The sequence below is a fragment of the Burkholderia sp. BCC1998 genome (assembly GCF_905339875.1).
Lineage (GTDB): Bacteria > Pseudomonadota > Gammaproteobacteria > Burkholderiales > Burkholderiaceae > Burkholderia.
Genome location: NZ_CAJPHE010000008.1, coordinates 98478 through 125470, shown reverse-complemented (window position 1 = coordinate 125470; position 26993 = coordinate 98478). Strand labels below are relative to the sequence as shown.

General features: G+C 67.4%; 25 protein-coding genes and 1 riboswitch. Of the genes, 7 read left to right on the top strand and 18 right to left on the bottom strand.

Features of this window, described 5'->3' with window-relative positions:
* Positions 1-230: 230 nt before the first annotated feature.
* Complete coding sequence (locus U5A56_RS16505; RefSeq protein ID WP_044848327.1) at positions 231-1010, bottom strand: SDR family NAD(P)-dependent oxidoreductase; 780 nt, start codon at positions 1008-1010, stop codon at positions 231-233.
* Between the two features lie 33 nt (positions 1011-1043).
* Positions 1044-2291 carry a D-arabinono-1,4-lactone oxidase gene (locus tag U5A56_RS16500; protein WP_044848326.1) on the bottom strand — a complete coding sequence of 416 codons (1248 nt, stop codon included), beginning with the start codon at positions 2289-2291 and terminating at the stop codon, positions 1044-1046.
* A 254-nt stretch (positions 2292-2545) separates the two neighbouring features.
* On the opposite strand from U5A56_RS16500, the gene U5A56_RS16495 reads away from it, so the two are divergent.
* Positions 2546-3550, top strand: coding sequence for a helix-turn-helix domain-containing protein (locus U5A56_RS16495; RefSeq protein WP_321923424.1), 1005 nt, complete (start codon positions 2546-2548; stop codon positions 3548-3550).
* A 187-nt stretch (positions 3551-3737) separates the two neighbouring features.
* On the opposite strand, the gene U5A56_RS16490 is transcribed toward U5A56_RS16495, so the two are convergent.
* Both U5A56_RS16490 and U5A56_RS16485 read right to left on the bottom strand, forming a co-directional pair.
* The gene (locus U5A56_RS16490; RefSeq protein WP_044848324.1) at positions 3738-4166 is read right to left on the bottom strand and encodes a hypothetical protein; all 429 of its coding nucleotides are present in this window, start codon (positions 4164-4166) and stop codon (positions 3738-3740) included.
* A gap of 44 nt (positions 4167-4210) precedes the next feature.
* On the bottom strand, positions 4211-6061 hold the full coding sequence (locus U5A56_RS16485; protein WP_321923423.1) for a S10 family serine carboxypeptidase-like protein: 1851 nt from the start codon (positions 6059-6061) through the stop codon (positions 4211-4213).
* A gap of 507 nt (positions 6062-6568) precedes the next feature.
* Here U5A56_RS16485 and U5A56_RS16480 point away from each other — a divergent pair.
* Positions 6569-6775 carry a hypothetical protein gene (locus U5A56_RS16480; RefSeq protein WP_321923421.1) on the top strand — a complete coding sequence of 69 codons (207 nt, stop codon included), beginning with the start codon at positions 6569-6571 and terminating at the stop codon, positions 6773-6775.
* 115 nt (positions 6776-6890) lie between these two features.
* Here the strand turns inward: U5A56_RS16480 and U5A56_RS16475 are convergent, their stop codons facing one another.
* The 8 genes from U5A56_RS16475 to U5A56_RS16440 all read right to left on the bottom strand — a co-directional run bounded on the left by U5A56_RS16475 (position 6891) and on the right by U5A56_RS16440 (position 14538).
* A complete protein-coding gene (locus U5A56_RS16475) occupies positions 6891-8702 on the bottom strand; it encodes an ExeM/NucH family extracellular endonuclease (protein WP_321923419.1) in 1812 nt (603 codons plus the stop codon).
* 213 nt (positions 8703-8915) lie between these two features.
* The gene (locus tag U5A56_RS16470; RefSeq protein WP_321923417.1) at positions 8916-9857 is read right to left on the bottom strand and encodes a copper resistance D family protein; all 942 of its coding nucleotides are present in this window, start codon (positions 9855-9857) and stop codon (positions 8916-8918) included.
* Entirely contained in the window at positions 9854-10234 is a 381-nt protein-coding gene (copC, locus tag U5A56_RS16465; protein ID WP_124893413.1) for a copper homeostasis periplasmic binding protein CopC, read from the bottom strand. Before copC ends, U5A56_RS16470 begins: the two co-directional genes overlap by 4 nt.
* A gap of 14 nt (positions 10235-10248) precedes the next feature.
* Positions 10249-10593, bottom strand: a complete 345-nt coding sequence (locus U5A56_RS16460; protein WP_321802804.1) for a copper-binding protein — start codon at positions 10591-10593, stop codon at positions 10249-10251.
* 74 nt (positions 10594-10667) lie between these two features.
* Positions 10668-11963, bottom strand: a complete 1296-nt coding sequence (locus U5A56_RS16455) for a copper oxidase (protein WP_321923414.1) — start codon at positions 11961-11963, stop codon at positions 10668-10670.
* Position 11964: 1 nt separating this feature from the next.
* Positions 11965-13755: a TolC family protein gene (locus U5A56_RS16450; RefSeq protein ID WP_321923412.1), complete on the bottom strand. Its 1791-nt coding sequence runs from the start codon at positions 13753-13755 to the stop codon at positions 11965-11967.
* Positions 13752-14057 carry a hypothetical protein gene (locus tag U5A56_RS16445; RefSeq protein ID WP_321923410.1) on the bottom strand — a complete coding sequence of 102 codons (306 nt, stop codon included), beginning with the start codon at positions 14055-14057 and terminating at the stop codon, positions 13752-13754. The genes U5A56_RS16450 and U5A56_RS16445 overlap by 4 nt, the downstream gene beginning before the upstream one ends.
* 94 nt (positions 14058-14151) lie before the next feature.
* Positions 14152-14538 (bottom strand): hypothetical protein, encoded by a 387-nt coding sequence (locus tag U5A56_RS16440; protein WP_321796290.1) that lies wholly within the window; start codon positions 14536-14538, stop codon positions 14152-14154.
* A 266-nt stretch (positions 14539-14804) separates the two neighbouring features.
* On the opposite strand from U5A56_RS16440, the gene U5A56_RS16435 reads away from it, so the two are divergent.
* From U5A56_RS16435 to U5A56_RS16425, 3 genes are all read left to right on the top strand, one after another.
* The gene (locus U5A56_RS16435; RefSeq protein WP_044848315.1) at positions 14805-15476 is read left to right on the top strand and encodes a heavy metal response regulator transcription factor; all 672 of its coding nucleotides are present in this window, start codon (positions 14805-14807) and stop codon (positions 15474-15476) included.
* On the top strand, positions 15473-16888 hold the full coding sequence (locus U5A56_RS16430) for a heavy metal sensor histidine kinase (RefSeq protein ID WP_321923408.1): 1416 nt from the start codon (positions 15473-15475) through the stop codon (positions 16886-16888). Before U5A56_RS16435 ends, U5A56_RS16430 begins: the two co-directional genes overlap by 4 nt.
* A 139-nt stretch (positions 16889-17027) precedes the next feature.
* A riboswitch (yybP-ykoY riboswitch) is annotated at positions 17028-17203 on the top strand.
* A gap of 73 nt (positions 17204-17276) precedes the next feature.
* Positions 17277-18287, top strand: a complete 1011-nt coding sequence (locus U5A56_RS16425; RefSeq protein ID WP_321923406.1) for a sodium:calcium antiporter — start codon at positions 17277-17279, stop codon at positions 18285-18287.
* 160 nt (positions 18288-18447) lie between these two features.
* On the opposite strand, the gene U5A56_RS16420 is transcribed toward U5A56_RS16425, so the two are convergent.
* The 6 genes from U5A56_RS16420 to gstA all read right to left on the bottom strand — a co-directional run bounded on the left by U5A56_RS16420 (position 18448) and on the right by gstA (position 26022).
* A complete protein-coding gene (locus U5A56_RS16420) occupies positions 18448-18816 on the bottom strand; it encodes a copper-binding protein (RefSeq protein ID WP_124487019.1) in 369 nt (122 codons plus the stop codon).
* Positions 18813-22019 carry an efflux RND transporter permease subunit gene (locus tag U5A56_RS16415; RefSeq protein ID WP_321923404.1) on the bottom strand — a complete coding sequence of 1069 codons (3207 nt, stop codon included), beginning with the start codon at positions 22017-22019 and terminating at the stop codon, positions 18813-18815. The genes U5A56_RS16420 and U5A56_RS16415 overlap by 4 nt, the downstream gene beginning before the upstream one ends.
* Positions 22016-23530, bottom strand: a complete 1515-nt coding sequence (locus U5A56_RS16410; protein ID WP_321923402.1) for an efflux RND transporter periplasmic adaptor subunit — start codon at positions 23528-23530, stop codon at positions 22016-22018. Before U5A56_RS16410 ends, U5A56_RS16415 begins: the two co-directional genes overlap by 4 nt.
* A gap of 11 nt (positions 23531-23541) precedes the next feature.
* Positions 23542-24831 carry a TolC family protein gene (locus tag U5A56_RS16405; protein WP_321923400.1) on the bottom strand — a complete coding sequence of 430 codons (1290 nt, stop codon included), beginning with the start codon at positions 24829-24831 and terminating at the stop codon, positions 23542-23544.
* A gap of 91 nt (positions 24832-24922) precedes the next feature.
* Positions 24923-25303, bottom strand: a complete 381-nt coding sequence (locus U5A56_RS16400) for a hypothetical protein (protein WP_321810654.1) — start codon at positions 25301-25303, stop codon at positions 24923-24925.
* An 86-nt stretch (positions 25304-25389) separates the two neighbouring features.
* Positions 25390-26022 carry a glutathione transferase GstA gene (gene gstA / locus U5A56_RS16395; RefSeq protein ID WP_321923398.1) on the bottom strand — a complete coding sequence of 211 codons (633 nt, stop codon included), beginning with the start codon at positions 26020-26022 and terminating at the stop codon, positions 25390-25392.
* Between the two features lie 135 nt (positions 26023-26157).
* Between gstA and U5A56_RS16390 the strand changes: the two genes are divergently transcribed.
* On the top strand, positions 26158-26514 hold the full coding sequence (locus tag U5A56_RS16390; RefSeq protein ID WP_044848307.1) for a winged helix-turn-helix transcriptional regulator: 357 nt from the start codon (positions 26158-26160) through the stop codon (positions 26512-26514).
* Positions 26515-26535: 21 nt separating this feature from the next.
* Positions 26536-26904 carry a hypothetical protein gene (locus U5A56_RS16385; protein ID WP_044848306.1) on the top strand — a complete coding sequence of 123 codons (369 nt, stop codon included), beginning with the start codon at positions 26536-26538 and terminating at the stop codon, positions 26902-26904.
* The last annotated feature ends 89 nt before the right edge of the window (positions 26905-26993 follow it).

Here is a 26993-nt window from a genome sequence, read left to right as displayed (position 1 = left end):
ACGTCGACAACCATGCCGCCCCGCGACGCCGGCTGAACGGTGATTCGGCATTGCCATTCCAGCAGACGCAGATTCGTTCAGATAGAAGGATTACGACAATCCGCTAGGACACATCGCGCGGCGAACCGGCAAAAAAAATCGAAGGTCCGCATCGCTGCGGAACCTTCGACAGAACCTGCCGTCCCTGGGGAGCTCGCGCCTGCCCTTCGGCTTCCTGCGAATATCGGGGCCTAAACGGCGGAGAAACAGTTGTCGACGAACAGATGGGTGCCGTTGACGAAGCTCGATTCGTCCGACGCCAGGAACAGTGCGGCCGCCGCCACTTCCGACGGCTCGCACAGCCGGCCTTGCTGCACTGCGATAGCCGCTTCGGTCGCGTCCACGCCCATCGCCTGCAGATCTCTCAGTTCGCGCATCCCGTGCGGGGTGCGGATGAACCCGGGCGCGAGCGCATTGCAGCGGATGCCGCGATCGCGGTATTCGACGGCGATCGCGCGCGCGAACATGTGGCATGCGCCCTTGGTCGCGTCATACAGCACTTCGCCTGGCGTCGCGCAAACAGCCGAGATCGACGACGTGCAGACGATGCTGCCGCGCCCTTTTTCCAGCATCTGCGGCAGCACCGCCTGCGTCATCAGGAACATGCTCTTCACGTTCACGCCCATCAGCCAGTCCCACTCCGACTCCTCGATGTCGAGGAACGGTTTGACGATCAGCGTGCCCGCGTGATTGAACAGGATGTCCGCGTTGCCGAACTGCTTGCGGGCCGCGTCGACCGCGTTCCGCACGTCGGACTGCTTCGACACGTCGGCGCCGAGGCCGATCGCCTGCAAGCCGGCATCGCGCAGCCGCGCCGCGAGCGTGTCGGCCGCGTCGCCGTCGCGGTCGATGATCGCCACCTTCGCCCCTTGCGCGGCGAACAGTTCCGACGCGGCGGCACCGCATCCGCCCGCGCCGCCGCTCACGATCGCGACCTTGCCCGCCAGGCGCCCGTCGATCTTGACATTCATGAGTCGTTCTCCAGTCTGGTTCGTTCGGACCGCTCAGCTGAACAGCGTCCGAAGATGATCGTTGAGGAAATGGCCTTCAGGATCCACGCTGCGGCGCAGTTCGCGGAACGCCTCGGCCTTCGGGAACCAGCGGTCCACGTCGTCGCGGTTCGTGAAGTGCAGCTTGCCCCAGTGCGGACGCGAGCCGTAGTCGCGCAGGATGTCGTCGACGTCCTTCAGGAACGGCCAGTAGTCGACGCCGTTCGGACCGCCCGAGCACGAAATCGTCACGCTATCCTGATGATTGAACGGGCTGATCCACGCCGGATCGCCCTTCGTGAAGCGGTACTCGACCGGGAAGATGCAGTCGCGATGCTTCGTGAGGATCAGCTCGCGCACGCGGCGCAGCGCCTCCTTGCCGTGTTCGGCGGGCACCGCGTATTCGAGCTCGTGGAAGTTCGCGACGTAATGAATCGCGTAGACCTCGGAGCTGTACGCGATCTTCTCGTGCTCGCCTTCGTAGAACGTGCGCTTGTCGGTGATGTCCATCACCTTGATCTCGCACACGTCGTAGTCCTTCTTCGAATTCGACACCTTCGTGGTATCGGGCAGGCAGTACAGGTGCCGGCTTTCGGACGTCGGGCACCAGAAGAACCCGAAATGGCGATGCTTCGCCGCGAGGTCGTCGTACTGTTCCATCAGCGCCTCGAAGTCCTCGCGCCACACGCGGTCGTGCAGCCAGAACGCGTCGGTCACCTGCAGCGTCAGCTCCGACACCACGCCGAACAGGCCGAGGTTCACCTGGGTCGCGTGCAGCAGATCGAGGTCCTGCTGGTCGCTCACTTCCATGATCGAGCCGTCGGGGCGAACGATCCGCATCCCGACCACCTGCGACGACAGGTTGCCCAGCGTCGTCCCCGTGCCATGCGTGCCGGTTGCGAGCGCACCGGCAATCGCCTGGGAATCGATGTCGCCCTGGTTGACGAGCGAGAAGCCGATGTCCTTCAGATGACGCGTCACCGCATTGATCCGCGTGCCGGCCTTCACCGTGACGCGCTTGCGTCGCTCGTCGACCGCGACGATGCCCTGGTAGTCCTTCAGCGACAGCAGCAGGCCGCTCGTCGCGACGATCGGCGTGAACGAATGTCCCGATCCCGAGCATCGGACGTTCTTGCCCTGGCGCGTCGCGGCCTGCACCAGCTCGGCGATTTCCGCCTCGCTGGTCGGCGACGCCATGTGCGCGGCGACGCACGACTGATTGCCGACCCAGTTCCGCCAGAACCCGCCACGTGGAAGCTCCATCGACGTCTCTCCAGAAAAGTGCCGCCGGACCCGCGCCGGCAGCCGTGTTCGGTTCGTCCGGCAACGAAGCGGGATGCTCCGCGCCGGCGCGATGCGTTGTGTTCCGTTCGTACCAAAGGTATTGCGCCGGCCGGCTTTTCACTATCGGATTTCGGCAAGCGAGGGTTTTCTCCGGGAATCGGGCCGCCGGGGTTTTTGACCGGCGCGCGCAACGGCTACAATGCGTCGATCCGGCCCGCCCCTTCCCGACTCCGATGACGCCGTCCGCCGATCCGAGCGATTTTTCCGGCGCCCCGCCGTTCGCACGCGCGGTGGCGTTCTGCGCGTTCACCGACGTGGAGGAACAGGCGCGGATCTTCGACGGCTGGCATCTCAACTACACGCAGATCTCGGGCGGCCGGTTTCATGGTTCGTCGTCCATCGTGTCGCTCGGCGGCATCCGGCTCCTGGTCGAAGACCTCGACAAGGTGATCCTGCAGCAGGGCGCGGTGCCGTCGGACCGCATCGCGGTGGCCGTGCCGCTGGAACTCGAAGGCCATGCGCGCATGTGCGGCGAGAAGAGCGGACGCGACAGCCTCCACGTGTTTTCCAGCCAGCCGGTGTTCGAGTTCTATTCGCCCGACCGGCACGTGCTCGTGAACGTCGAGATCGAGCCCGACAAGCTGTCGACGGAGGCGATGCGCACGCTCGCCGCGTCGCTGCGCGCGCGCACCTTCGCGCCGCTGATCCCGATGACGCCCCAGGTCGCGGACCGCCTGCGCGACCTGCTGCGCCACACGATGGCCGCGGCCGCGAAGAGCACGCCGATCGAGGACGTGACGACGCAGGCGCGGATCGAACTGCTCGAACGGACCGTGCTGTATGCGATTTCCGAAGCGATGACGATGCCCGCGCCGGAGGCGAACGCCCTCGCGACGCGGCCGACGAAGTACTGGTCGCTCGTCAACGCGGTGCAGGCGCGGCTGCAGGATGCGTCGACGTGCCCGCTGTCGATCGCCGAACTGTGCGTGCAGCTCGGCATCAGCCGGCGTACCGCGCAGTACGCGTTCAACGACACGCTCAACCTGAATCCGATCGCGTACCTGCGCGCGGTCCGGTTGAATCACGTTCGCCGCGAGCTGCGGCTCGGCGGGTCCGTGACGTCGGCCGCGACGAAGTGGGGCTTCTGGCACCTGAGCAGTTTTGCGCAGGACTACCGCGCGATGTTCGGCGAGTTGCCGTCGACGACGGCGAGGCGCTACGCGCACCGGGAAGGCTGAGCGTCGATCGCGTGAAGCATGACGCGGCTTCGCGTTGCCCGCGCGTGAACCGAACTTCGATGAAGAAAGCCGCGGCCGAACGTGCGCCGCGGCAGGTTGAAGGCAGGCCGCCGCCGCGGTCGAGCGGCCGGCCCCATCGGCACCGGCCGACACCAGCCGCCCTCCCGCGCGCGACCTCGCTACACCGTCACTCCTGCTGTTCCTGCTGCGCCTGCACCTGCCGCTGCTGGATGAACTGCCGCACGTCGCTCATCGTCACGCGACCGGTGTGTTTCGCATCGATCTCGTCGAAGTGCTTCGCGACGAACCCGAGCCCGCCGCTCTGCGCCTGCGCTTTCGTCACCGCCGCGCCGTTGCTCAGTACCGTGTTGCCGCCGAGCCGGGCATCGACGCGCTTCTGCGCCTGCTGCTGCAGCGTCGCGCCGGTCGACGGCAATACCGGTGCCACGCGGGTCGAAGGAAAGAACGGGCCGTCGACGCCGTGCCCGCCGCGCGGCAGCTTCACCGGCGCCACCGCCTGCGGCGGCAATGCATGGGCGCTGCTCATCACGGCACCGAGGACGATCAACGGGGACATACGCCGCATCAAGTTGATTAGGGACATGATCACTCGCATTCGATGGATGAATAGAGGGTTCCTTTTCGCAAGGAGTCCGTCGTTTACGGTGCCGCTGCCAGCGTCGTCGCGGTGGTCGCGCCCGGCGCTGCGCCGGTCGGCGTGCCGGCCGGGTTCTCGTCCGGCCACGGCGGCGGCAGCGTGTGCAGCGTCAGCGCGGTCGGAATCCGCCGGCCCTGATAGAAGAGCTTCAGGTCGCGCTTCATCTGCGGACGGGCCACGTCATCCAGATACGTCATGTGTCCGCCCTGGAAGAAGTTCACCTGCAGCTTCGGGTTCAGCCCCTTCACCGTCTGCAGCCGCGCGAGTTGCTTCTCGGTGTTGAAGAACGGTGTCGCCAGATCGTGGAGGCCGTTCTCCGCGAGTACCCGGAGCTTCGGATTGAGCTGCAGCGCGCCGAGCAGATCGGGGATCGTGTCGGGCATCGGCTGGCCGTCATGCGAGAAGTCCCACACCTGGATGATGTTGTCGTTCAGCGGCAGGTAGGTCGCGTTCGGCGCGGTGTAGCCGAGGTAGTCGGGCATCTGCGTCGCGAGCGCGTTGGTGAACGGTTGCGAGATCAGGATGTCCGACGGATCGCCGTCCGTTTGCAGCCGCGGGTCGGCGTTCGGCAACGACACGCGTCCGTCGTAGCGGCCGACCGTCGTGCCGGGCAGCAGGCTCGTACCGAACGGGTTCGCGTTGAAGTAGCCGCGCAGCGCCTGCTGCGTGAGGCTCGACGGCAACGACCACAGCGTCAGCGTCGCATCGCTCGGGAACACCGGCGTGCCGAGCGCGTCCGGAATGCCGAGCTGGCTCAGCACCCACGACTGCGAGTACTGCTGCAGCTGGTTGTAGATCAGCGTCGTGAACAACTCGGTCTGCAGTGCGTACAGATAGGGATTGACCGGCGCCGGCGACACCTGGTTGAAGTACGCCGCGACCGCCGCATAGCCGGGCAGGTAGCCGGCCACGGTATCGGTCTCGAGCAGCAGCCCTTCGGTCGACTGCGTGATCGCGACCGCTTCCACCGCATCGGCGAAGTAGTTCAGGATCGCCGACTGCAGCACGATCCCCGTCAGGGGCACGCCGGCCGATTCGAGCGCCAGCGCGAGCATGTCGGTACGCGGCGTGCCGTACGATTCGCCGTACAGGTAGATCGGCGACGTGCCGCGGTTGTTGACGTTCAGGTAGCGCTGGATGAAGTCGCGCATGATGTTGACGTCCGCATCCGAACCCCAGTACTTCTGGTTGGTGTTCGGCAGCACGGCTTCCGACAGCCCGGTGCCCGGCGGGTCGATGAACACGAGGTCGGTCGTGTCGATCAGGCTTTCCGCGTTGTCGACGAGCGGATAGTTCGGCCAGTTGCTGCCGAACAGCGGATCGGGCGTGGCGACGCGCGTCGGCGCGAACGAGCCGAGCCGCAGCCAGATCGACGACGAGCCCGGGCCGCCGTTATAGACGAACGTGACGGGGCGCGGCTTGCCGTTCTTGCTCGGCACCGTGTACGCGACGTACGACATCGACGCTTCCGCATTGCCGTTCGCGTCCTGCGCGGTCAGGTGGCCGGTGGTCGTCGTGTAGCTGACCGTCGTGCCGCCGGATTGCCACTGGTAATGCATCACCGCCGCCTTCTCCGAGACCTGCGCGGCCGCGAGGCCGTCGGTCGCGTTCATCGAATAGGCGACGGGGTCGACATAAGGCTGGTTCGCCGCCGGCGTCTGGCTGCCGGCCGCCTGTTGCGCGCCGGCCTGCTGGCTGGCGGCGGCCTGCGCGAGGCTCGATGCGCCGACCGACGACGAATCATCGCCGCCGCAGCCTGCGAGCACCATCGTCACGACGGTCAATGCGCCCAGCCCGGCCAGCCGGCCGCGACGTGCGCGGCGGCTGCCGGTAATGCTCCTGTCTGGTTTCATGCCTCGATCCTTGTGTTGGGTCGGATACCGCTTCACACAGGCCGCCATCGCCGGCGAAAAACGCACAGGCATACCCGCCACTCGCGTTGCACGGTCGGCAGACGGCGGTTGGGGAATGGACTTCTTCGAGAGACTGAACTTGATACAGACACAGCGAACTGCTGGCGGAGAATGATGCGGGAACGCCGCCCCCTGGCAGTTTCGACGACTTATCGTATTACCAATATTTACGACATGACAAAAATAGGCGGTGCTGCGCCGCGTTGTCAAAGATCATTCCGATATTAAAAAATCTCTTATGATGCGAACGGCGGTCAGTGTCTGGTATTTGAAAGAAAAACGATTGTTCGAACTGGACACATTGCGTGAATCATTTTTCCTGAAATGCCGCTCGTTTTGTGCAGGTCCCGCAGCGCTTGGCGAGTATTGGAATCGCGCGCAAAAGCCCTTCAAATCGACAGGATTTTTCTTTCATTTTAATTATTCGAATCCGATTAGAACGAATCGTTGAATAAAGCCCGATATCACCCACAAAATACCGATTCCGACTGTTTACACGATGCACTGAGGAATTATTTACCCGATATCGGAATTAAACCATCGGATGTGCTGAACGGCATTGATGCGCAATACGCGGGTATTCGCAACGAAGAAGCGATCATTCGCGCCACGCGTTCCGGATCGGATTGCGGCGATCGCGAATCGGACACGTGATGCGTGGAGGAGAGGCCGGTGAGCGACAGCGCATGACTTGCGCGCCGCCGCCGACTCAAGCGACGACGTGCGGCAGCGCCGCACGCCGTACTTCAGAGGTTCGACGTGGAGAAGATCAGCGCCCGCCGCCCGGCAGCGCGATATCGATCAGCACCGGATCGTGGTCCGACGAACGATACGCATCCGGCGCGTAGAAGGTCTTCTGCTGCTCGGCCGACTTGTACGCGAGCGTGTACTGCAGCGCGAGCGGCTCGTCCGCGTTGATGTGCCATTCGTGCACGGCCTTCACGTGCGATGCGAGCGGCAGCGACGCGAGCGCGTGATCGAGGTAGCCGGCTTCGCCGTTGTACACGTAGCTGTACGCATTGGCGCCGATCCAGCGCGACACGAGGTTGCGGTAGCCGCGCGATTCGAGCAGGCGGATCGGGTCTTCGTACGTGTAGCTGTTGAAGTCGCCGATCAGCAGCGTGCCCTGCCCCGCGACGCCCGTCGGCGTGCCGGCGAGCCAGTCGGCCAGCTTCGCGGCCGCGCGCGTGCGCGTCGGGTTCCAGCAGCCCTGGCCGTCGCCCTGGTCGAGATCGTCGTTCGCCGCGTCCGGGCAGTTCTTCGACTTCAGGTGGTTGACCGCGATCGTCAGCGCCTGCTTGCCGCCGATCCGGCGGAACGACTGCGCGAGCGGCTGGCGGTTCTTGTCGTCGATCGCGAGCGTCGACGCGCGGCCGACGGGTTCGACCGCGCGGCTGTCGTAGATCATCGCGACCGTGATCGCGTCGCCGCCGAGGCGCGACGTGCCCGGGTCGACCACGCGCCAGTGGCTGCCGAGCTTCGCCGCGAGCTGGCGCACCGCGCTCAGTTCGCCGTAGCCGTTGTTCTGGATTTCCATCAGGCCGATCACGTCGGCGTCGAGCGCCTTCAGCGCGCTGACGATCTTCGCTTCCTGGCGCTGGAATTCCGGGTAGCTCTTCGCGCCGCGGTTGTTCGGATCGTCGAAGCCGCCGCCGAGACCGTTGCCGTTGAAGTAGTTGAGGACGTTGAACGACGCGACGCGCAGGTTCGATTTCGGATCGCGCGCCGGAGCGTTGGTGCGCGGGTTCGAACGCGCGTCGAACGCCGGCGCGGCCGCGCCGGGCAGCGGCTGCACGCGCCATGCGCCGTAACGCACCTCAAGCACGCCTTCGACGTCGCGCACGGTGTAGCCCGAGCGCAGCGTGTTGGCGGCCGACAGTTCGGGCGCCGGGTAAGGCACGGTCGCCGGGTTCTGCTTGTTCGAGCCGTCGTCGAGGATCAGCCGGTTGCGTGCGTTCGCATCGATCTGCGTCTGCGCCTGCGACGGCGGCACCACGCTCGTCGGCGTGTGCAGGCGGCCGTTGCTCAGCATCACGCTGCCGTAGCGGCCGAGCTCGTAGTTGTCGGTGACGGTGAGCGTCTGCGGCAGGCGCACGCGCATCCCTTCGTACGCGGCGAACGCGTTCGGGTTGTCGACCGGCAGCGTGAGCGTCGCGGGCGTGACCGTCTGGCTGTTCGCGCACACCGCGATCGCGCCCGACAGCGTCAGCTGCGTCTGCCCGTATTTTTCCTCGACCTTGCCGCTCACGTGCACGAGATCGCCGGCCTTCGCGCGCGCTTTCGGCGCATAGACGAACAGCCCTTCGGACACGCCCGGCTGGTTGCGGCGCTGCGCGTCGGCCTGCTGGACAAAGAAGCCGCCGAAGCCGTCCGTGCCGCCGAAATCGGCGGTGACGACCGCTTCGATCGACACGTTCTGCCCGGCGAGCGGCGACGGCGCGCCCGGCCCCTGGATGTCGGCGATCGGCGTCGCGCTGCCGCCGCAGTTCGGGCTGACGGGGGCGGCAGTGGCGGCGAAGACCGGTGCGGCAAGCGTGGGAAGCAGCAATAGCGGGGCAAACAGGCGGATTGTCGAGCGCATGGCGGGGAATCCCGGTTGTGAGGATAGCGAAAGCTTAGCGGCGCTCGATGACAGTTGTTAGTAACCGGAAGACAGATGAACGTAATCTTCGACACCGCTGCGCGATGGCGATCGACCGCGCGCCCGCGGTCGAAAAGCGGGAAATCGCCTGATGAATCCCGTCCCCTGTTGCGACGATTTCCCGATGCCGGCTTCGCCCCGCCAACCGTGGAGCTAAACCGCCCCCGGCAACGCGCTCGACACGAGCACGGCAGCCACCATCAGCACGCCGGCCAGCACGACCGCCTCGATCCGCAGCACCGCGCCGAACCGGCGCAACAGGCCGGCCGGCGTCGCAGCGTCCGGGTCCTTCAGCGCCGCCAGCAGCTTCGGCATCTCGAAGAACCGGTTGTGCCCGCCGAGCGCCGCCGCGATCAGCACGAGCGCGAGCTTGAACAGCAGGATCTGTCCGTACGTCGACGCAAGCAGGTTCGCGGGCGTATCGACACCGCGCCAGCCGTTGTAGGCGCCGGTCGCGAACAGCACGATCAACGCATACGTCGACGCATCGGACAGCGACTGCACGAACGAAGCGCCGGTCGCGCGTTCGCTCGTCGGCATGCCGGCAAGACGCGGCATCACGCCGAACGCAGTCACGAACACGAGCCCGACCCACGCGCTGATCGCCAGCAGATGCAGCCAGTCGACCCACACCGGCACGCTGAACAGCCCCGCATCGACCGGATGCCCGCCGTTGCTGCGCGCGAGTGCGACGCCCGCGAGTGCGGCCCACATCGCGAACGGAAAGCGCGTGTCGTTCGCATGCCGAAGCAATGACAGAAGCACGACGACCGCCGTGAACACCGCACTGGCCAGCCACGCGTGGCCGAAGCCGGTGCCGGCGAGCATCGAGCGGACGGCCGGCCCGGCGTCCAGCATCGACACGTCGCTCATCAGCGCGCAGTGCGCCCAGAACGCGGTGGTGCTCGCGAGCAGCGACACGGCGGACGCGATGCGCAGCGTCGCGACGAGACGCCGCGCGATGCCGTGCTGCCACGCCGACTCGCCGCGCGCGAGCCAGTGGCTGCCGAGCAGCGCGCCGACGATGACGGCGAACCCGGTGTTCTGGATCGCCACCGACACGAGCCTCAGGAGGCCGACGAAGCCCTCGTTCACCCCTTCACCCTGAACGTATAGGTACCCTTGGTGCGATGCGCGTCGGCGGTCATCGCCACCCACTGCACCGTGTACGCGCCGGGCGCGAGCTTCGGGATCGCGACGGTCATCACGCGCGGGTTCGACGCATCGACTTTCGCCTTTTCGTGCGCGACAGCGTTGCCGCTCGCGTCCGACACCTTCACCGAGCTGAACGCCGGTTCGAGATCTTCGTTGAACGTCAGCCGCAACGTGTCGGGCGCGGTATCGACCGTGCTGCCCGTCGCCGGCGCGGCGCTTTCCAGCTTGCCGTGCGCGAACGCCGCGGCCGGCACGGCGGCGGCGATCGCGCCGGCCGCGGCGAGGGCGGCCAGCCGCCCCAGAGTGGTGATCTTCATGGTCGGGCCCGTCATCACGGCTTCTTCAGCTCGACGACGGTCAGCGCGCCGCTCACGTCCTCAGCGACGAAGTCGACCTTGTCGCCCACCTTCACCTGCGACAGCATCGCCGTGTCCTTCACTTTGAACGCCATCGTCATCGCGTCCATCCCGAGGTTGTCCAGCGGACCGTGCTTGATCGTCAGCTTGCCCGTGCCCGTATCGATCTTGCGGATCTCGCCGTGCGACATCTCGTGCTTCGCGGCGCCCTGCATCGCGCCGCCGCTCATGTCCATGCCGGCCATGTCGCCAGCCGCGTACGACGCGGCGGAAAACGCCAGCATGCAACCCGTTGCAATCGAAACCAGTTCCTTCTTCATCGTGCGTGCTCCTGAGTGAATGAAACGAAAACCGGCGGCCGCATCGTCACGCGCCGCCGCATGCCGCCTGCCGCTCAACCGTCCAGCAATTCGCCGGTGTATTCGTAGGCGACGGTGCCCTTCGGATGCCGGAACCAGCCCGGATCGCGATAGTCGTTGCGGCCGAGCCCCTGCCGCACCTTGCAGACCGTGAACATGCCGCCCATCTCCAGCGGCCCGAACGGGCCGGTGCCCGTCATCATCGGCAGGGTGTTGTCGGGCAGCGGCATTTCCATGCCGCCCATCGCGCCGCCGGTGCTGCCCATCGCCATGTAGTCGGGCACGAGCTTGCCGATCTTCTGCGCGAGATCCTTCTGCGGCACGCCGATCAGGTTCGGCACCTGGTGGCCCATCGCGTTCATCGTGTGATGCGACTTGTGGCAATGGAACGCCCAGTCGCCCGGACGATCGGCGGTGAACTCGATCGCGCGCATCTGGCCGACCGCGACGTCGGCCGTCACCTCCGGCCAGCGCGCCGCCGGCGGAATCCAGCCGCCGTCGGTGCCGGCCACCTCGAAGCTGTAGCCGTGCAGGTGGATCGGATGGTTCGTCATCGTCAGGTTTCCGAAACGAATCCGCACGCGGTCGCCCGCCCGCACCGGCAGCGGGTCGATGCCCGGGAACACGCGCGAGTTGAACGTCCACATGTTGAAGTCCGTCATCTCGTTCACGCGCGGCGTGTAGCTGCCCGGATCGATGTCGTACGCGGCGAGCAGAAAGACGAAGTCGCGATCGACCGGCATCGTCGCGCGATCCTTCGGATGCACGATGAACATGCCCATCATCCCCATCGCCATCTGCACCATCTCGTCGGCGTGCGGGTGATACATGAACGTGCCGTGCGCCTCCAGCTGGAACTCGTAGACGAAGGTCTTGCCGGGCGGGATATGCGGCTGCGTAAGGCCGCCGACGCCGTCCATGCCGTTGGGCAGCCGCAGCCCGTGCCAGTGGATCGTCGTGTGCTCGGGCAAGCGGTTCGTCACGAAGATGCGGACCTTGTCGCCTTCGACGGCCTCGATCGTCGGGCCCGGCGACTGGCCGTTGTAGCCCCACAGGTTCGCGTTCATCCCGGGCGCCATCTCGCGCACGACGGGTTCGGCCGTCAGGTGGAACTCCTTCCAGCCGTTCTTCATGCGCCACGGCAGCGTCCAGCCGTTCAGCGTCGCGACGGGCGTGTACGGGCGGCCGTTGGGCGGCACGAGCGGCGGCTGCGTGCCGGCCTTCGCCATCGTGGGCGCTTCGGGCAGCGACGCCGCGCCGGCCTTGCTGACCATCGCCGCACCGAGCAGCGCGGCACCCGAGCCGCTGAGAAATTGTCGACGGGACACCATGTCAATGACCTTCCGGATGCGTTGCGGGCGCCGGTTGCGCCACGGGTGAAGAAGCCGGCCGCGACGCAGCGTCGGGCGTGGATGCGGCGGGAGCGTCCGCGCGTGGCGTTGGCTGTGTTGGCTGTGTTGGCTGTGTTGGCCGTGTTGGCTGTGTTGGCTGTGTTGGCTGTGTTGGCTGTGTTGGCTGTGTTGGCTGTGTTGGCTGTGTTGGCTGTGTTGGCTGTGTTGGCTGTGCTGGCTGTGCTGGCTGTGCTGGCTGTGCTGGCTGTGCTGGCTGTGCTGGCTGTGCTGGCTGTGCTGGCTGTGCTGGCTGTGCTGGCTGTGCTGGCTGTGCTGGCTGTGCTGGCTGTGCTGGCTGCGTCGCCTGCGTTGCCTGCGTTGCCTGCGTTGCCTGCGTTGCCAGCGTCGGCTGCGCCTGCGTTGTCTGCCCAGTCGGCAGCCGGCCGCCGACGGCCGCCTGCAGATCGGTTTCAGCGAGCCAGTAGTCCTTCAGTGCATCGATGTAGCCATTCACCGCGCCGACCTGCTCGCGCGCATCGGCCAGCAGCTCGAACACGCTCGCGAGCATCCCGTTGTAACGCAGCAGCAGCTCGTCCGAGATCGTCCTGCGCAGCGGCACGACTTCGTCGCGATAATGTTTCGCGACGTCGTAGCGCGTCGTGTATGCCGCATACGATTCGCGCACTTCCGAGCGCGCGTCGATGGCCGTCTGCGCGAGCCGGTTCGCCGACTGCATGTAGACGGCCTCGGCCCGTGCGACCTTCGCGCCGCCCCAGTCGAACAGCGGAATCTCCACGCTGATCTCGTAGCCGTGCTCGTGCCCCTTGTCGGTCTCGTAGTTGTTCACGTAGCCGAGATCGACCGCGTTGACGAAGCGTGTCGCCTTGCTGAGCCCGAGCGACGACGCGACGCCCTGCGTCCGCAGCTTCGCGGCCTGGATGTCGAGGCGGTTGTGCATCGCATAGCGCTCGAGATCGGGCAGATCGGGGCGTGCGTTCGGCAGGTCGGGCAAGCGCTCGGGCAGCGCGTACCGCGTGCGCTCGCCCCACAACCCCATCGCGCGCGTGAGCTTCTCGCGCGCGGCCACGGCCTGCTGCTGCGCCTTCGCCTGCTGCGCGACCGCGTCCGCATGGAACGCCTGTTCGCGTGCGTAGTCGAGCCGGCTGGAATTGCCGGCCTGCCGCATGCGCAGCGCGAGTTCGGCGGCCGCGCTCGCGGCGTCGCGCACCTGTTGCGCATAGTTCGCGGCCTGTTCGGCGGCGACGGCTTCGACATACGCACGGCGCGCGTCGGCCGCGACCTTCAGCATCGTGTCGGCGGTTTCGAGCCTGGTCTGCTCGAAGCGGCGGCGTTCGATATTCGTCGCGAGCGGCAGCGTCAGCAGCGCGAACACGTTGGCCGAGAACGTGCGGCCGAGACTCAGTTCGCCGTCGCCGGCCCGCGTGCGGCTGAACGAGAAGCGCGGATTCGGCAACCGGCCAGCCTGCACGAGATCGGCCTCCGACAGCCCGAGTTCCGCGTACGACGCCTGCAGGCCCCGGTTGTTCAGCAGTGCAAGCTGCACCGCGTCGTCCATCGACAGCGGTTTCGCGAGCAATTCCTTCGTCTGCTTGTCGACGGCTTCGCGGTCGGCATCGGTCCTGACGATGACGGCGTCTTTCCCGATGCGCTCGGATGCGGCGGACGACACGGCGTCGAAGCCGCCGTCCTTCGAAAACGTCGTGCAGCCGGCGAGAAATGCCAGCGCGAGCATGGTCGCGCCGAATCGCGGTGAAATCGCAAATCGCGTCATTGCCCGGCCCCTCCGTGCGTCGAATGGGCTGCGCCGCCCGCCGGGTTTCCGGGCTTCGCGTGTCCGGTCGCGGCTCCCTTCGTGGGTGCCTTCACGGGCCGCTCCATCACGTCCCGGTTCAGTTGCTTCCAGCCGGGGCCGGCGTCGTCGCGATACGGCACGTAGCCGTCGAACGCGGACGTCGTCGTGACGTCCGGCACCGACGCGGCCGCATCGGCCGGATCGGGAAAGGCGGTTTGCGCGGGCGCGAGCGACGGCACGAGGCTCGCCGCGCCAAGCAGCGCCGCAATGATCAATCGCATGGATGTTTCTCGTCGTGAGTCGTGAGTCGTGCGGCGGACGTCGTGCGTTCGCCGGCACCGTGTGTGGATCGCGGCCGGTGGCCGCGGGCAGGGACTAGACGGAAATCCGGCGCGGCGGCCTGTCGATGCCGCCGGTCAGGAACGACACGACGACGGTCGAAGGCGCGAAAGAGACGATCGCGGTACCGATGTCCGACGTAACGGGCACCGCAGGCACCGCCGCCATGCCCGTGCCGAAACAGCAGGATCCGCAGGCGGAACAAGGCGTCGCATGCCGCGAGTGGTTGTCGTGCTCATGCGGTTCGCCGTGCATGCGCTGCATTGCAGGCGACGCAGCGGGCGCAGCGGCGCTCGCCCCATGCTCCGCATGCGGCACCGCAGCGACCGTGCCCGCGCACTGCATCGACCCGGTCGCGAACGACTGGAGCGGCACGCACAGCGCCAGCAGCACGACGAGGATGAATTTGCGCCAGTACGACATGGATGCGGAATCAGGCAGACAATGACCGGATGAACGGGAGCGGCACCGCGACGGCGCGCTCCGGACACAAGACGGCCGCAGCTTATCGCCGCCGGCGTGACGACGACATGGCCGAAACATGACCGGATTTTCATGAAGGGCGGCACGGCATCGCACGCGCGCCGGATGACAATTCCGTCATCCGCCTGTCATCTTTCGCGCACGCGCGGCGCCGTAAGCTCACGCGTTACACTGACCGGCCGGAATCACCCACGGCCTGCACCACCATGCGGATACTGATAGTCGAAGACGAACCCAAGATGGCGTCGTACCTCCGCAAGGGGCTGACGGAGGCGAGCTACACGGTCGACGTGGCCGAGAACGGCCAGGACGGGCTGTTCCTCGCGCTGCACGAGGATTTCGATCTCGTCGTGCTCGACGTGATGCTGCCGGAACTGGACGGCTTCGAGGTGCTCCGGCGCCTGCGCGCGCAGAAGCAGACGCCGGTGCTGCTGCTGACGGCCCGGGAGGCGATCGAGGACAAGGTCACGGGGCTCGAACTGGGCGCCGACGATTACCTGCTCAAGCCGTTCGCGTATGCGGAGTTCCTCGCCCGCATCCGCTCGCTGCTGCGCCGTGCGCCGCGCAATGCGCGCGAGATCCTGCAGGTCGCCGATCTGGAAGTCGACCTGATCAAGCGCCGCGTGCGGCGCGCCGACACCCGCATCGACCTGACCGCGCAGGAATTCGCGCTGCTGCAGCTGCTCGCGGAACGCGAGGGCGAAGTGCTGACGCGCACCTTCATCACATCGCAGATCTGGGACATGAATTTCGACAGCGACACGAACGTCGTCGATGCGGCGATCAAGCGCCTGCGCGCAAAAATCGACAACGCATACGAGAAGAAGCTGATCCACACGATCCGCGGGATGGGCTACGTGCTCGAGGATCGCGCGTGACCGGCGGCCCCGCCCCGTATTCGCTGCTTCGGCGCCTGACGCTCGCGTTCGCGGCCGTGGCCGCGCTCGTGTTCGCGCTGACCGGCGCGTACCTGTACCGCTCGCTGTCCGCCGAATTGACCCGGCGCGACGACATCGAAATCGCCGGCAAGCTCGACCAGTTCCTGCAGCTCGCGCGGGCCAGCGGCTCGACCGCCGCCCTGCGCGCCGACCCGGCCGTCTTCCATGAAGTGCTGCTGTCGCATCCGGGCGTCTATCTCGGCATCTACGACGGCGCGAACCGCCCGCTCGTCGAACACACCGACGCAGCCGGCCACACCCTCGCATCGGTGATCGCGCGGCCGCAGCCGGCCGGTGCCTCGCGCGCGGCCGCCAGCCCGTTCACCTGCGCGCCGCCCGGCATCGGCCCGTCGCGCTGCGTGCGTGCACGCGCCACGTTGCCGTCGGGCGAAACCGTCCAGGTCGCGGTGGCGCGCACGGCTGCCGATCGCCAGTCGCTGCTCGAAAGCTATCGCGTCGACATCTGGCTCGCGGCCGCGCTCGGCGCGCTGCTGGTCGGCGCGCTCGGCTACGCGGTCGCGTCCCGCGGCCTGCGTCCGGTCGAGAGCCTCGGCCGGCAGACGTCGCGCATCGAGGCGCACAACCTCAACGCGCGTCTCGACGCGCGCGGCGGCCCGGTCGAGTTGCGCGAACTCGCCACCTCGGTCAACCGGATGCTCGACCGGCTCGAGCGCGCGTTCGTGCGGCTGTCGCAGTTCTCGTCCGACCTCGCGCACGACATGCGCACGCCGCTCGCGAACGTGATCAGCGCGTCGCAGGTCACGCTGTCGCGCGCCCGCACCACCGAGGAATACGAAGCGCTGATCGATTCGAACATCGAGGAATGCGAACGGTTGCAGCGGATGATCGAGAACATGCTGTTTCTCGCGCGCACGGACAACGCGCGGCAGCACCTGAAGACCGCCGAACTCGACGCCGGCAACGAACTGCGCCGGCTCGCGTCGTATTTCCAGGCGCTGGCCGACGAGGCCGGCGTGCGGCTCGACGTGCGCGGCGAAGCGCCGGTCGTCGCGGACGCGACGCTGTTCCGCCGCGCCGTCAGCAACCTCGCGTCGAACGCGCTCGAACACGCGGAAGCCGGGTCGACGATCGAGCTGGCCGTCTCGACCCGGCCCGGCTTCGCGGTCGTCGAAGTCACGAACCGCGGCGTGGCGATTCCGCCCGAACAGATCGAGCGGATCTTCGAGCGCTTCTACCGGATCGATTCGTCGCGGCACGGCGCGGCGCGCAACGCGGGGCTCGGGCTCGCGATCGTCAAGTCGATCGTCGAACTGCACCGCGGCAAGGTCGAGGTCGTGAGCCAGGGCGGACGCACGACGTTCGCGCTGTATTTCCCGGCCGGCGCTGCGTGACACGCGCGTGACGCCGCCGCGCGCGCACACCGATTGCTTCCTGGAATGGCATGTGCGTCCGTCGGAAGGCGGCTTACCATCCCGAATGAAGCGGCATGACCGCACACGCTTGCCGAAAGCGGCCGGCTCGGCTAGACTGCCCTTCGTCTTTGGGGAGTAGCCTGCTTTCCATCCCCGGAAAGCGAATGCGTCAACACACTCGGCCTGCGGCCGTGGCGTATTCGGCCGTATCGGTCTGGCGAGACCATCGACGCATCGCGTCGTTCCTGGTCGGACGTCGGCAGATGCGTCATGGTTCGTCCACGTCCGACCACGGAGTCCCCATGTTCCTCCTGGCTTCCCTCTCGCATTTCGTCACTGCCCGCCTGCCTGCCTGCGGAGGTGCCGCATGACCCTGATGCTCGTCGAACTGGCGTTCATGCTGATCGTCATCCTGGTCGCGGCCGAACTCTTCACGAATGCGCTCGAACATCTCGGCGAACGGCTGAAGATTTCCGAAGGCGTGACCGGTTCGCTGTTCGCCGCCGTCGGCACCGCGCTGCCCGAAACGATGGTGCCGCTGCTCGCGCTCGCGGGCGGCACGTCGAACGCGGCGGTCAACGAGGAGATCGGCGTCGGCGCGATTCTGGGCGCGCCGCTGATGCTCGCGACGCTGACGACCTTCCTGATGACGCTCGCCGTGATCCGCTCGCGCGGACTGACCGGCACGATCGCGCCCGAGCGGACCGGCTTCGTGCGCGACCTGAACTACTTCATCGCCGCATTCGCGCTCGCCACCGTCGCGATGTTCGTCCCGCATCACGTGTGGGCGGTCCGCGCGCTGCTCGCCGCGATGCTGGTCGGCGTCTACGTGATGTACGTCGCGATGACGTTTCGCGCGTCGACGCAGCTCGTCGATGCCGGGCACGGCACCGAGGCGCCGCACGCGATGTTCCTGTCGCGCGTCGGGCTGCCGACCAACCTCGCGACCATCGCGCTGCAGCTCGCGCTCGGCGTCGCGCTGCTCGTCGGCGGGGCGAAGGGCTTCATCCACGGCGTCGAAGGCGTGTCGCACCTGCTCGGTATTTCCGCGCTGCTGCTGTCGCTGATCATCGTGCCGATCGCGACCGAGTTGCCGGAAAAGGTCAACAGCGTGCTGTGGATCCGCCGCAAGAAGGACACGCTCGCGTTCGGCAACATCACCGGCGCGATGGTGTTCCAGGGCACGCTGCTGCCGGCGATCGGCATCATGCTGACGCCGTGGGAGCCGCGCCCCGAAGTGCTGACCGGCGTGGTCATCACGCTCGCGGCGGCGGTGTGGCTGCGTGTCAATGCGCGTGCGCGCGGGCTCGCGATCTGGGCGCTGCTGGCGAACGGGGCCGGATATGTCGGCTATCTGTTCGTGACGCTGACGCGCTGAAGGCGCTGAAGGCGCTGAAGGTGCTGAAGGAACTGAATGCGCTGAAGACGCGGATCGGGCGCGTCGCCCGACAGGCGTACGCCCCCGAACGCGACCGTCGTCACCGCACTGCGCTTGACGACGCTCGCGGCGGGCGGCCATCCCGCCTGCTTCCCCGCGCTTACGACGCCTTCACGAGCCTGACGATCGTCAGCGTGCCGTTGACGTTCTCGACGCGGACCTTCACCTTGTCACCCGCATGGACCTCGGCGAGCATGGCCGCGTCCTTCGCCTTGAACGCCATCGTCATCGGCGGCATCCCGACGTTCTCCAGCGCGCCATGCTTCAGCGTGATCTTGCCGCTCGCGGCATCGACCTTCTTCACTTCGGCATCGGTCAGCGCGGCATGCGACTCGGCCGCGCCGCCCGACGACATCTTCATGCCGGACATGTCCATGCCCGGCATGTCGCCCGCGGCCAGCGCGGGAACGGCGAACACGCCGGTCGCGAAAACGGCAGTGGCGGTAGCGATCAATTGATTCATCTTCATCGAGACTCTCCAGTGGGGGTGGACGGCACGTTCATGCCGTGAGGAACTGCATCGGATTGCCGCTGACGGCTCGCGCCTCGCGCACGACGGCGCTGCAGCAGAAGCCACGCGGCGGGAATGACGAACATCGACAGCAGCGGCGCGGTGATCATGCCGCCGACCATCGGCGCGGCGATGCGCTGCATCACTTCGGAGCCGGCGCCGTGTCCGACCATGATCGGCACGAGGCCGGCCAGCACGACGGCGACCGTCATCGCTTTCGGCCGGACGCGCAGCACCGCGCCTTCGCGAATCGCGTCGAGCAGCACGGCATCGGTCAGCGGCGCGCCGGCGTCGAGGCGGCGCTGCAGCGCGCCCTTCAGGTACAGCAGCATCACGACGCCGAACTCGGCGGCCACGCCCGCCAGCGCGATGAAGCCCACCGACGTCGCGACCGACACCGCGTGGCCCAACGCCCAGACGAGCCAGAAGCCGCCGATCAGCGCGAACGGCACCGTAGACATCAGCAGCAGCGCATCGGCCGCGGAGCCGAACGTGACGAACAGCAGCACGAAGATCACGACGAGCGTCACCGGCACCACGGTGCGCAGCGTCGCCGCCGCGCGTTCGAGATACTCGAACTGTCCCGACCACGCGATCGAATAGCCGGGCGGCAATGCGACCTGTTGCGCGACGACCTGCCGCATCGCACGGACTGCCGTACTCAGATCGGTGCCGCGGATATCGACGTACACATAGCCGGACAGCCGCGCGTTCTCGCTGCGGATCATCGGCGGCCCGTCGGCGATCGCGATGCGCGCGACGTCGCCGAGGCGGATCTGCGCGCCGCGCGCGGTGACGACCGGCAGTTGCCGCAGGTTCTCGAGCGAATCGCGGAGCTCGCGCGGATAGCGCAGGTTGATCGGGAACCGCTCGCGCCCCGCGATCACTTCGCCGACATCCTCGCCGCCGATCGCCGACGACACCACCGACTGGATGTCGGCCACCGACAGCCCGTAGCGCGCGGCCGCGAGCCGGTCGACGTCGACGTCGAGGTAGCGGCCGCCGTTCAGCCGTTCCGCGAGCGCGGACGTGACGCCCGGTACACGTTTCACCGCCGCCTCGACCTGCGTCGCGATCGCGTCTATCCCCGTCAGGTCCGGCCCGGAAATCTTCACGCCGACCGGCGTCTTGATGCCGGTGGAGAGCATGTCGAGCCGGTTGCGGATCGGCGGCACCCACACGTTCGACAGGCCCGGCACCTTCACCGTGCGATCGAGTTCGTCGACGAGCTTCTCCGGCGTCATCCCCGGCCGCCATGCGCTGCGCGGCTTGAAGCGGATCGTCGTTTCGAACATCTCGAGCGGCGCGGGATCGGTCGCCGTATCCGCGCGCCCCGACTTGCCGAACACCGTGTCGACCTCGGGCACGGTCTTGATCAGCCGGTCGGTCTGCTGCAGCAGTTCGCTCGCCTTGTCGGCCGAGATGCCCGGCAGCGCGGTCGGCATGTACAGCAGATCGCCTTCGTCGAGCGGCGGCATGAACTCGCCGCCGAGACGCGACAACGGCACGACGGTCAGCAACAGCGCGGCGATCGCGACGCCGATCGCGCGCCACGGGCGCTGCAGCGTCGCTTCGAGCAGCGGCCGGTACACGCGGGTCAGCACTCGGTTGATCGGGTTCGCGTGCTCGGGCGGAATGCGGCCGCGCACGAGATACCCCATCAGCACCGGCACCAGCGTCACCGACAGCGCGGCCGCGGCGGCGATCGTGTAGGTCTTCGTGAACGCGAGCGGCGCGAACAGCTTGCCTTCCTGCCCTTCGAGCGAAAACACCGGCACGAACGACAGCGTGATGATCAGCAGCGAGAAGAACAGCGCCGGCCCGACCTCCGCGGCCGACGTCGCGACGAGTTCCCAGCGCCGCGCCGTCGTGATCGGCTCGCCGGGATGCGCGTGGCCGTATGCCTCCAGATGCTTGTGCGCGTTCTCGATCATCACGATCGCCGCATCGATCATCGCGCCGATCGCGATCGCGATGCCGCCCAGCGACATCAGGTTCGCGTTCACGCCCTGGTAGCGCATCACGATGAACGCGGCCAGCACGCCGAGCGGCAGCGACAGGATCGCGACGAACGCGCTGCGCAGGTGGAACAGGAACACCGCGCAGACGATCCCGACGATCACGAACTCCTCGATCAGCTTGTCGCGGAGGTTGTCCACCGCGCGCTCGATCAATTGCGAGCGGTCGTAGGTCGTGACGATATCCACGCCGGGCGGCAGCGATCGCTTCAGGTCGGCGAGCTTCGCCTTCACCGCGTCGATCGTCGTCAGCGCGTTCTTGCCCGAGCGCATCACGACGACGCCGCCCGCCACCTCGCCCTGCCCGTCCAGCTCCGCGATCCCGCGCCGCATCGCCGGGCCGACCTGGATGCGCGCGACGTCGCCGAGCAGCACCGGCGTACCCGCGTCGTCGGTGCGCAGCACCACGTGCCGGAAGTCGTCGAGCGTGCGCAGGTAGCCGGACGAACGCACCATGTACTCCGACTCGGCCAGCTCGACGACCGCGCCGCCCGATGCCTGGTTGGCCTTGCCGAGCGCGTCCGCGACCACCGCCTGCGTGATGCCGTACGCGCGCAGCTTGTCCGGATCGAGCACGACCTGGTACTGGCGCACCATCCCGCCGACGCTCGCCACTTCCGAGACGTCCGGCACGGCCTTCAGCTCGAACTTCAGGAACCAGTCGTTGAGCGCACGCAGTTGCCCGAGGTCGTGACGGCCGGTGCGATCGACGAGCGCGTACTCGTACACCCAGCCGACCCCGGTCGCATCCGGCCCGAGCGACACGGTCGCGCCCGCGGGCAGGCGGCTCTGCACCTGGCTCAGGTATTCGAGCACGCGCGAACGCGCCCAGTACGGGTCGGTGTGGTCGTCGAACAGCACGTAGACGAACGCGTCGCCGAACGACGAGTACGCGCGCACGGTCTTCGCGCCCGGCACGCCGAGCAGCGTCGTCGTCAGCGGATAGGTGACCTGGTCCTCGACGACCTGCGGCGCCTTGCCCGGATACGACGCCTTGACGATCACCTGCGTGTCCGACAGGTCGGGCAGCGCATCGAGCGGCGTCTGCCGCAGCGCATGCACGCCCCACGCCGCGATCAGCACGGTGGCGAGCAGCACCAGGAAGCGGTTGCGGACGGACCAGCGAATCACGTGCGCGATCATCGCGTGCCTCCCTGCGGCTCGACCTTCGTCAGCCGGTAGCCGTCGTCGCGCTGCACGAACGCGAAACGCACCGTCTGGCCAGCCTTCACGTCCGGGAACGCGTGTGCCGACGGCTTGCCGAACGCCATCGTCATCGCGCCCCAGCCGAGTGCCGGCACCGGCTGATGCGAGAACGTGATGTCGTCGTCGGTGACTTGCTCGACCTTGCCGGTGGTTTCGTACACCGGCGCGGCCGCGGCGGCCGGCGCTTGCGCCGCGCTCGCGCCCGCCGCGCCTTCCAGCCGCGGCAGCACGCTTTTCAGGCTCGCTTCCGAATCGATCAGGAACTGCCCCGATGCGACGACCGTATCGCTTTCGCTCAACCCGTCGAGCACTTCCGTGTCGCCGCCGACGTCGTTGCCCAACTTCACAGATACCGGCCGGAGCCGGCCGTCGCCCGTCTTCACGATGACGATCGTGCGCTTGCCGGTCGCGATCACCGCTTCGGACGGCACCAGCAGGCGCGACACCGCCTTCCGCGCCGCGACATGCACGCGCATCAGCATGCCGGGCGTGAGCCTGAGCGCCGCATTGTCGATCTCCACGCGCGCCTGCAGCGTGCGGCTGCCCGTGCTGATGCCGGGCAGCACTTCGCGGATGCGGCCGGTGAAGTGCCGCGCCGGATCGCCCGCGAACGTCGCGTCGACCGCCATCCCCGGCTGCACGTTCAGCGCGAGCGCTTCCGGCACCTCGACGATGAGCCAGAGCGTCGACAGCCCGGCGATCTTCGCGAGCGTCTGTCCCGGCGCGACCATCGCGCCGTCCCGCACGTTCAGTTCGCTGACGACGCCGGTTTCCGGCGCGCTCAGCACGACGTGCGTCTGCGCGCGGCCGGTGCGATCGAGCGCGGCGATCATCGCGTCGGGCATCGACAGCGCACGCATCCGCGCGCGCGACGCATCGAGCAGGCTGCCGTCCATCCCGCCCCGCTTGAGCGCGAGATATTCCTCCTGCGGCGCGAGCCATTCCGGCACGAACAGCGACGCGATCGGCGCGCCCTTTTCGATGCGCTGCATTGGCGCCCGTGCGTAAAGCCGGTCGATGTAGCCGGTGACGCGCGACTGCACGACGTCCGCGCGCGATTCGTCGAATTGCGTGGTGCCCACCGCATCGAAACCGTCCGCCGTCTGCTGCCGGCGCACGGTCGCATAGCGGATGCCGAGGTTCTGCTGCAGGCCCGGATCGATCCGGACGCCCCGTGCATCGCCGCCCTCGTCCGCATAGACGGGCTGCAGTTGCATGTCCATGAACGGCGATTTCCCCGGTTTGTCGAAGTGCTGGTTCGGCACCATCGGGTCGTGCCAATACAGCACCTTGCGTCCTGCCTGCGAATCGGGCGTGCCTGCCGCCGCGACGGCAGCCGTTGCCGCGCCGCCCGATGCATGGCGCATGCCCGCGACATAACCGGCGCCGAGCAGCGCCGCGCCCGCGCATGCCAGCAGCACCGCACGCGCCAGTGATTGCTTCGTCATGAGGTTCTCCTTCACTGCGCGGCGGCCATCGTCGACGGCACGACCTGATATTCGAGCTGCGCCCAGGTCCGCGACACGTCGCGTCCGAGCTCGAGCACCTGCAACTGCGCGTCCAGCTGCGCGCGCCGGGCGGCGAACGTGTCGGCGAGCGAACCGGTGCCGGCCCGGTAGGCGGCCGTGGCGAGCTGCACGCGCTGCCCGGCGGCGGGCAACAGCGATTCGCGCAGGGTCGCGAGGCGTTCTCGGCCGCTTGCCAGCGTTTCGGACTGCATACGGATATCGGCTTGCACCTGACGCAGCGTGTCCTCGTACATCAGGCGCGCCTTCGTCGCGAGCGCGGCCTTTTCGGCGACGTCGCGGTTCTGCCGGTTCCTGCGATCGAGCGGCAACGGGATCGTGACACCGACGGACACCATGTTCGAATACGCGCCGCCGCGCTGCTGGTACGCGATCTCCCACGTCCAGTTCGGGCTGCGCTCGCTGTCGGCCACCGCGGCGTCGGCCTCGGCGACCGCAATGTCGTCCGCGGCGGCGGCGAGCGCCGGTTGCGACACGCGCAGTTCGTCCGGCGACAACGACGCCACGAAGGATTCGGGCGCGGGCGGCGTGCCCGTCACGTCCGTGACGGGCGCAGCCGTCCAGCGGCCGAGCACGATGAGTGCGGTGCGATAGGCCTGCCGCGCGTCGAGCACCTGATCCTGCGTTTGCGCCAGCATCGCGCGAGCCTGGACGACCTCGCCTGCGCTCGCCTTCGCGCCGCGATACGACGCCTGCGTCGCGTCGAGCTCATGCCGCATGTGATCGAGCAGCGCCTGGCGAAGCGCGAGCGCCTGCTTCGCGTAGATGGCGTCGAGCCAGGCCGCCGCGGTCCGCTGGCGCACCGTAGCCAGCTGCACGAGATAGTCCGCGCGTTCGCGGCCGACTCGCTCGTCGGCCAGCGCCGCGCGCAGCCGCCGCTTGTCGCCGGACACCCATTCCTGCTCGATGCCGATGCGGCGCATCGTCATGAAGTCCTGGCCGACGGTGAAGCGCTGCCCGCCGTTGACCGGCAGGTTGTCGATGCCGGCCTTGAGCATCGGGTCCGGCAGCTGGCCGGCCCTGACTGCCGCTTCCGAACTCGCGCGCACCGAAGCCTGCGCGGCCTGCATCGACGCGGAACGTTCGGTGGCGGCCTGCAGCGCGGCGTCCAGCGTGACGGGCGACTGCTGCGCATGGGCGCCCGCCGCCAGCAGCGCCGCCCAAAGCACGGGCGCGCGCCGGCACGCACGCCGCATGCGCGGCGTGCAGAAATCGAATGACATGGTGTAACCCCAAGTCGGAACCCGAATGGATTCCACGTCCCGAACACGGGACGAACCTCACCGCCTCGGCGGTGAACCGGTCAAATCGGGATCAGCTGATGCGGGGCGGGCGCCACAACCCGTTCGGGTCGCGGATCGGGACGGACTGCGCGTAGTGGAAGACGATCGTGCTGGCGAATGCAGCGGGACGGCTCACGTCGGCGCGGGCGGCCGGGTGATAGAGACTGCCGAACTGGCATTGGGCCGTCACCTTGCAGGCCATGCCCTTCGCTTTGGCCTTCGTGGTGTCGGTGGGCGACGCTTTCATCGAATCGCAGCCGCTCATGTCGGCGGACATGCTCATGCCCGCGTTCGCGTCCATCGACATCGTGTGCTGCATCGGACATTCACCGGTCAAACCGCTGGCTGCCAGCCCGCTGATGGGCAGCACCGCGCAAAGCAGCAGCAGGATGAAGGTCCGAAGCAGTTTCATGGCGGCGATTATAGCGCGGCGGTTTGCGGTATGGCGCGGCGACGTGTGCGGCTTCTTACGGTGTCCGGCGCCCCCCCCAAAACGCGCTAGCGTGCCAGCCCGTCCGCGGCGAGCACCTGCTGTACGGCCGGCCGCGCCCGCACCCGCTCGTACCACGCGCGCAGGTTCGCATGGCGGCTCAGGTCGATGTCCGCGTTGTACACCGAGCGCATCCAGTCGGCCCTGCCCCAGCCCGTCAGCGCGAACAGGTACGCATCGGCGACGGTGAACGTGTCGCCCGTCACATACGTGTTGCCGTCGAGCTGCCGGTCGATCCACGCAAAGCGGCTGTCGAGCTTCTGCCGCACCGGGTCGACGTATTGCCCCGCCTGCACCGCGTAAAGCAGCGGGATGAAGCCCTTGTGGATCTCGGTGCCGAGGAAGTTCAGCCATTCCATCAGCCGGTAGCGGGCGAGCGTGCCGTACGCGGGCGCGAGCCGCGCTTCGGGGCGCCGGTCCGCGAGATACTGCGCGATCACCGGTCCTTCGCGCAGCATCGTGCCGTCGTCGAGTTCGAGCAGCGGCACGTAGCCGAGTTCGCTCACATCGTAGTAATTGCGCCCGTCTTCAATGACGTGTTTGCGCGCGTCGACCTTGATGACCTGCGCGTCGATGCCGCTTTCGCGCAGCACGATGCAGATGGCCTGCGAACAGCTGCCGGGAGCGTGATAAAGCTTCATGCGTTTCCTTGATTGGGTGGTTCGACTATCGATTCGCCGCGACGCGGGCGCTAATATCTCGCATCGGCGCAGCACTGAGAAGAAGGCAGTCGTTTGTGCCGTAGTCACAAAAAAGTTACCGACAGGGTCAGCGGCATGAAGACGAGTGCGACAGGATGTTCCGTGGAAGAAGCGATGCGCATGCTCGGCGGCCGCTGGCGGCTGCTGCTCGTGTCGTATCTGCTCGACGGGCCGAAGCGCTTCAGCGACCTGCGCCGCGACATGCCGGGCATCTCGCAGCGGATGCTGACGCTCGATCTGCGCGCGCTCGAGGACGCCGGCTTCGTGCGGCGCACCGTGTATCCGGAAGTGCCGGTGCGCGTCGAGTACGATCTGACCGCGGACGGCGACCGGCTGCGGCCCGTCGTCGAGGTCATGCGCGAATTCGGGCTGTGGCTGAAGGCGCGCGATGCGCGTTGCGAGGTCGACGCGCAAGCCGCGCTGCCCCGATAACCCCTTACCGAGAGAAACATCATGGAACTACACGCTACCGTCGGCGCGGCCACGTCCGATGTCGACGACGACGAAAGCTTCGCGAACATCTATTGCCACGACGCGGCGCAGAACTATTGCTTCTCGCTGCTGCGCTTTCCGGAGGAAACGTCGATCGAGGTGATGGTGCTCGACCAGCTCACCGCGCACGTGAACGACCTGTCGGTGCGTCTCACGGGCGACACGCTCGATGTCGAACTCGACGAGCGCACCGCCGCGCGGCTCGACGGCAACACGCATTACGTGATTCATCTTGCGCCCGGCGAACACGATCCCGTCGCGCTGCGCGCCGCGCTGAAGGAAATCTTCGACGGCAAGAGCGGATATCGCGACGACAGCGCAAGCGCGTAACGCGAGCCGCCCGATACTCGTTCACATCCCGCGCGTTCGCCGACCGCCCGGGACACGCGTTTCGCGATTCCAGCCGCTGTTCCTCGCCC